The organism is Colwellia sp. 6M3 (assembly GCF_014077595.1).
Classification (GTDB): Bacteria; Pseudomonadota; Gammaproteobacteria; order Enterobacterales; family Alteromonadaceae; genus Cognaticolwellia.
Window position 1 is genome coordinate 1 of the sequence record NZ_JACGWF010000147.1, and the last position, 6,270, is coordinate 6,270.

At 38.6% G+C, this 6,270-nt stretch carries 4 protein-coding genes; 3 read left to right on the forward strand and 1 reads right to left on the reverse strand.

What is annotated here, in order from left to right; genetic code table 11:
- Window positions 1–860 precede the first annotated feature (860 nt).
- From H4J50_RS18335 to H4J50_RS18345, 3 genes are read left to right on the forward strand one after another with little or no spacing between them, the layout of a single operon-like run.
- Window positions 861–2,672 (forward strand): assimilatory sulfite reductase (NADPH) flavoprotein subunit, encoded by a 1,812-nt coding sequence (locus H4J50_RS18335; protein WP_182257614.1) that lies wholly within the window; start codon window positions 861–863, stop codon window positions 2,670–2,672.
- Window positions 2,672–4,414, forward strand: a complete 1,743-nt coding sequence (gene cysI, locus H4J50_RS18340) for an assimilatory sulfite reductase (NADPH) hemoprotein subunit (protein WP_182257615.1) — start codon at window positions 2,672–2,674, stop codon at window positions 4,412–4,414. Before H4J50_RS18335 ends, cysI begins: the two co-directional genes overlap by 1 nt.
- Window positions 4,407–5,168, forward strand: a complete 762-nt coding sequence (locus H4J50_RS18345; RefSeq protein WP_108454901.1) for a phosphoadenylyl-sulfate reductase — start codon at window positions 4,407–4,409, stop codon at window positions 5,166–5,168. The genes cysI and H4J50_RS18345 overlap by 8 nt, the downstream gene beginning before the upstream one ends.
- 89 nt (window positions 5,169–5,257) lie before the next feature.
- On the opposite strand, the gene H4J50_RS18350 is transcribed toward H4J50_RS18345, so the two are convergent.
- Window positions 5,258–6,169 carry a TIGR03899 family protein gene (locus H4J50_RS18350; RefSeq protein ID WP_182257616.1) on the reverse strand — a complete coding sequence of 304 codons (912 nt, stop codon included), beginning with the start codon at window positions 6,167–6,169 and terminating at the stop codon, window positions 5,258–5,260.
- Between the last annotated feature and the right edge of the window lie 101 nt (window positions 6,170–6,270).

The following is a 6,270-nucleotide window of genomic DNA, read 5'->3' on the forward strand; positions in this document are numbered from 1 at the left end:
TCCGAACTCAGAAGTGAAACGTGTTAGCGCCGATGGTAGTGTGGGAGTTCCCATGTGAGAGTAGGACATTGCTAGGCTTCTATTTAGAAGAGCCCGATTCGAAAGAGTCGGGCTTTTTGCTGTCTGGTGTTTTAAAAAATACAGTGATGAAAGTATTGTGACAACAGTAGTGTGACTTATATAAGTTAAGCCCATGTGAGGTCTTTCCTGCACATCCATGTGCTCAAGACATTAGTATCTCGTATACGTCAGTAAGACACTGATAGGCTTCTATTTAGAAGAGCCCGTTACGAAAGTGACGGGCTTTTTGCTGTCTGGTGTTTTAAAAAATACAGTGATAAAAGTATCGTGACAACAGTAGTGTGACTTATATAAGTTAAGCCCATGTGAGGTCTTTCCTGCACATCCATGTGCTCAAGACATTAGTATATCCTATACGTCAGTAGGGCACTGATAGGCTTCTATTTAGAAAAGCCCGTTACGAAAGTGACGGGCTTTTTGCTGTCTGGAATTTGTAAACTAAAACTCGTGCATGAAACGTGTTAGCGCCGTTGGTAAAAAGCGTGTGTCTATTCTTCTCTTTAGAGAAACCTGTTACTGATGTAACGAGTTTTGTTGCTTTCTGTCGTTTAGAAAATACAAACAGTGATTACAGATAACGCGTTCATAGCGATATAACCCAGATAAATTCAATTATTTACTACTCTAATGAGTCGTTAAATACGACTAGTATCTGTATAGAAAACGTTACTATTATTCCTATATTCTTTTTTTGTATAAAAAAGCCATTTCTATTCTTTTTATTTGGTAGCAAATCAGTCTATTCTTGCATCATTAATCAGTAATGGGCGTATAGTCGAATGTTGCCGGAACAGCAAAAATTAAACCAAACAATGCTAGATACCAATCAATTGGCATCTTTCAAGCAAAGCATCAATGATCTTTCTCCGCTACAGTTAGCGTGGGCTAGTGGTTATTTAGCCGCTAAAGCTGAAAATCCTAATACCGCAGTTGCTCCCGCAGTAGTATCGAGTGCAGTGGCGTCAACATTAACCATTTTGTACGGCTCACAAACGGGTAATGCTAAAGGTGTTGCTAAGAGCTTAGCTGCACTAGCAGCTGCTGAAGGTTTAAGTGTTGAATTAAAAAGCATGGGCGAGATTAAGCCTAAGGCAATTAAGAATATTACGCACTTACTTATTGTTGCAAGTACTAATGGTGAAGGTGAAGCGCCTGATGATGCAATTGCATTGCATGAGTTTTTAGCATCTAAAAAAGCGCCAAAACTGGATCATTTGCAATACAGTGTTCTTGCATTAGGTGATACCAGTTATGAATTTTTCTGTCAAACGGGTAAAGACTTCGATCTTAATCTTGAAAAGCTAGGCGCAAAAAGACTTGCCCCGCGTGTTGATTGTGATGTTGATTACGATGCAGATGCTAAAACATGGTCGACGACGGTAGTAAAACAAGCTAAAGAACTTTTAGCTAGTGAAGTTGCATCAAACAATGTTGTAACACTAACCAATGCAACTATTGCTGAAGATCTATATACCAAACAAAGCCCTTACACCGCAGAATTATTACTAAGTCAAAAAATTACTGGTCGAGACTCTGCTAAAGATGTTCGCCATGTTGAAATTGATTTAGGCGAGTCCGGCTTAACTTATCAAGCCGGTGATGCATTAGGTGTTTGGTTTGAAAACTCAGCCTCGCTTGTTGATGAGCTTATTACAGAGCTCGCTATAGATGATCAAGAACAAGTGACTGTAGCAAATGAAAGCGTAACTATAGCTGAGGCATTAAAAACTAAGTTTGAGATTACACAAACCTCAATTCAATTTATCGAATTCTGGGCTAATAAATCACAAGCGAAAACCTTGTTAGATCTACTTGATGATAAAGCGGCTCTACGCGAATACGCGGCTAACCATCAGGTGGTTGATGTTGTTAAGTCTGCTTCATTACCAAATGAAACTAAGGTAAACGCTCAAGAATTTATTGATGCTTTAAGAAAAATCACGCCAAGACTATATTCAATTGCATCATCTCAAAGTGAAGTTGAAGAAGAAGTTCACTTAACTGTTGGCCTTGTGCAATACGAAGCAGGAGACGCTTTCCGTCAAGGTGGTGCTTCAGGATTTTTGACTAATGGTATTGATGAAGGTGGTGCAGTTAAGGTGTTTGTTGAACACAATGACAACTTTAGACTGCCCGCTAAGAATGATACTCCAGTAATTATGATTGGTCCTGGTACCGGTGTAGCACCTTTTAGAGCCTTTATGCAGGAGCGAGAAGCGACTGAAGCTAGTGGTGATAACTGGTTGTTCTTTGGTGATCAAACATTTACCCAAGATTTTCTATATCAAGTTGAATGGCAAGGCTATTTGAAATCAGGCTTGTTGACCAAAATTGATCTTGCATTTTCTCGTGATCAAGCAGAAAAGATTTATGTTCAAGATAGATTATTAGAAAACGCTGACGAAATATTCGCGTGGCTAGAACGTGGAGCACACATTTACGTTTGTGGTGATATGAGTAGAATGGCTAAAGATGTTGAGGCGGCGTTGCTATCTATTATTGCAACTAAAGGTCAATTATCACAAGAACAGGCAGCTGAATACTTAAAAGATTTACGTAACGCCAAGCGTTACCAGAAGGATGTTTACTAATGACTGACTTGACCAATAAAGATCAGGAAAATGGCCCTTTAATTGTTGAAGGCAAACATGCCGATAATGAAAGATTAAAAGCGGAAAGTAACTATTTGCGTGGCACCATTACTGAAGATTTAAAAGACAACGTTACCGGCGGTTTTACTGCTGATAATTTTCAGTTAATCAGAACACATGGTATGTATCAGCAAGATGACCGTGACATACGTAATGAACGTGCTAAGCAAAAGCTTGAGCCATTACATAATGTCATGTTACGTGCTCGTATGCCCGGCGGTATTATTACACCAACGCAATGGTTAGCTATTGATAAGTTTTCACGTGAAAAAACAAGTTATGGCAGTATTCGTTTAACTACACGTCAAACCTTTCAATTTCACGGCGTATTAAAGCCTAATATTAAGTTAATGCATCAAACGCTTAACGAATATGGTATCGATTCAATTGCTACCGCAGGTGATGTTAATCGTAATGTACTTTGTACTACGAATCCTGTTGAGTCTGAGTTACACCAAGAGGCTTATGAGTGGGCTAAAAAAATTAGTGAACACTTATTACCTAAAACACGTGCATATGCTGAAATTTGGCTTGATGGCGAAGTAATAGAAGAAGGCAAAGATGGTAAAGAAGTTGAGCCTATTTTAGGTCCTAATTATTTACCACGTAAATTTAAAACTACGGTGGTTATTCCTCCGCAAAATGATGTTGACGTACACGCTAACGATTTGAACTTTATTGCCATTGCTAAAGACGGCAAGCTGATCGGTTTTAATGTCTTAGTTGGTGGTGGTTTAGCCATGACTCATGGCGACAAATCTACTTACCCTCGCAAGGCCGATGATTTTGGTTTTGTTGAGTTATCTAAAACTTTAGATGTTGCTGCAGCAGTAGTTACCACTCAACGTGATTGGGGTAACCGAGTTAATCGCAAGAATGCTAAAACTAAGTACACATTAGATCGTGTAGGTGTTGATACTTTTAAAGCAGAAGTTGAAAAACGAGCAGGTATTACTTTTGCAGAAAGTCGCCCTTACGAGTTTACTGGGCGTGGCGACCGTATCGGTTGGACTGAGGGTTATGAAGGCACACATCATTTAGCGCTATTTATTGAAAATGGTCGTTTACTTGATAAGCCAAACTTACCGTTGAAAACAGGTATGGCAGAAATCGCGAAAATCCATAAAGGCGATTTTCGTATGACAGCTAACCAGAATTTAATTATTGCTGGTGTGGCTAGTGAAGACAAAGCAGAAATTGAGCGCTTAGCACGTGCACACGGTTTAATGGCTGATGATGTATCTGTTCAGCGTAAGAACTCAATGGCCTGTGTAGCGTTTCCTACATGCCCACTTGCAATGGCTGAAGCGGAAAGATATTTACCTGGCTTGGTTACTGACGTAGAAGCCATTTTAGCTAAGCATAATGTGGCTAATGAAAGTATTATTTTACGTGTTACAGGTTGTCCTAATGGCTGTGGTCGCGCCATGTTGGCTGAAATAGGCTTAGTAGGTAAAGGTCCAAGTAAATACAACATGCACTTAGGTGGCAACATTATTGGTACTCGCGTACCTAAAATGTATAAAGAAAACCTAAATGAAGAAGATATTCTTCAAGAAATCGATAGTTTAGTGGCTCGTTGGGCTACTGAGCGCAATGAAGCTGAAGCTTTTGGCGATTTCGTTATACGTGTTGGTATTATTGATGAAGTTATTGTCAGCAAAAGAGATTTTCATGACTAATATTATTAAAGCGAGTATACCTCCTGTGATTAGTAATAAATTTCCAGCGTCATTACCTGAACCTTGGTTGAAGCAGTGGAACGAGTTGTTAGAGAAGCAGTCTGCAACGCAGCGCGTAGAATGGGCGATGGAAAACTTACCATCGCAATTCGTATTATCGTCAAGTTTCGGTATTCAATCTGCGGTGATGCTGCATATGTTGACGAAAATTGACCCCAATATTCCTGTATTGATTACTGACACGGGTCATTTATTTCCTGAAACATATCAGTTTATTGAAAAATTAACCGATCGCTTAAACTTAAACTTACAAGTATTTAGTGCTAAAGAAAGTGCAGCATGGCAACAAGCTAAATATGGTGAAGAGTGGTCAAAAGATGAAGCGTCGTTAAAAGCATATAATCGCCGCAACAAGGTTGAACCATTAGAACGTGGTTTGAGTGAGTTACAAGCGGGTACATGGTTTTCAGGTGTAAGAAGACAGCAATCAAGTCATCGCGAAGGTTTGTCAGTAGTCAGTATTTTACGTGGCAGATTTAAAGTGCACCCGATTATTGATTGGTCAAATAAAGATGTTCATCAATATTTAACGGCAAACAATTTACCTTACCACCCGTTATGGGAAGAAGGTTATGTTTCGGTTGGAGATGTTCATAGTACAAAACCATTGACCGCTGGCATGGATGAAAGTGATACCCGCTTTTCAGGTATGCAAAGAGAATGTGGTTTACATACCGATGGTGATGGAATTTAATCGATAGAACTAAAAGAATGTGCTTGTCGCATTCTTTTAGTTCTAGATTGAAATAATTAACTGGTTAACATTAACCCGTTAATTGTAGCTTAATTAGTAATAGAAAAATTCTCTGAAAGTTTTGTTTTTAATATCGACAAATAGCTTTCATCTGCATTGTCATTGATTAAGTGTGCGAGTTCAGTACCAATAGGTGTGAACTTATAAAACGTAAGTATACAATCGGCTTTTTTAGCAACAAAACTCACTGATTTACCATTATAGTTAAACTGAATCTTCTCCCCTTTAGCGAGCGAGTGACTTTCTGTTTCTTGTTCGAACATCAGATGATTATCCGCCAAAGTTAAAATATCAGCGTAGCTCAGCCCTGCTTGATTAAGATCGAGTTGTTGTTGTCGTTGTTTATTGAAAAAATTAAATAATGTAGGGACTTGATAAGCACCGCTGATCACGCGAATATTTTTTCTACGTGTATCAGACATCGCTAAACTACATGCTTTTGCTAATAGCTTAGCTTCAGTAATGCCCATGGTTCGAAAGGTTTGTAAGGTTTTTAGTGAAAAAGAACCCGGCTTAGATACTTCACCCGCTAAAATTTTCGCCCATAAATCTTGCATATTTTTATTGCTAATACCTTCTGCAAGAATAACAAACGAGCTGAACCAGTCTTGATCCGCTCTATCGGTCATATTTTCATCAGAGCAATATTGAATCGCACGTAACACGATGGCTTCCATATTTTGCTGCTTGCGTAATTCGTCGATTTTTTTACGTCTAAAAGCTCTGTCTTCTATAGGAGCTTGTTTAATTTCAGGTAAAAATGCAGCATTAAGTGAAAACTTTTTAGCCAATAGCAAAATTTGTTTTTGTGACGAGGCATTTGCGGTTGTGCTATTACTACTTCTGGGCGCATTAGAGTCTTCATCATTTTCAATGATAACTGGACTGCTTTGCTCCGGAGAGTGCTTAATTATTTTATTTTCATCAATAGAATTCGACACCCAATGTATCCTTTAAAACTATAAAACCCTTAGAGAACCAAGATAACATCACCAAAAAATTAATTATAGCGTAAATATAAGTTTTGCTTATGACATTATAT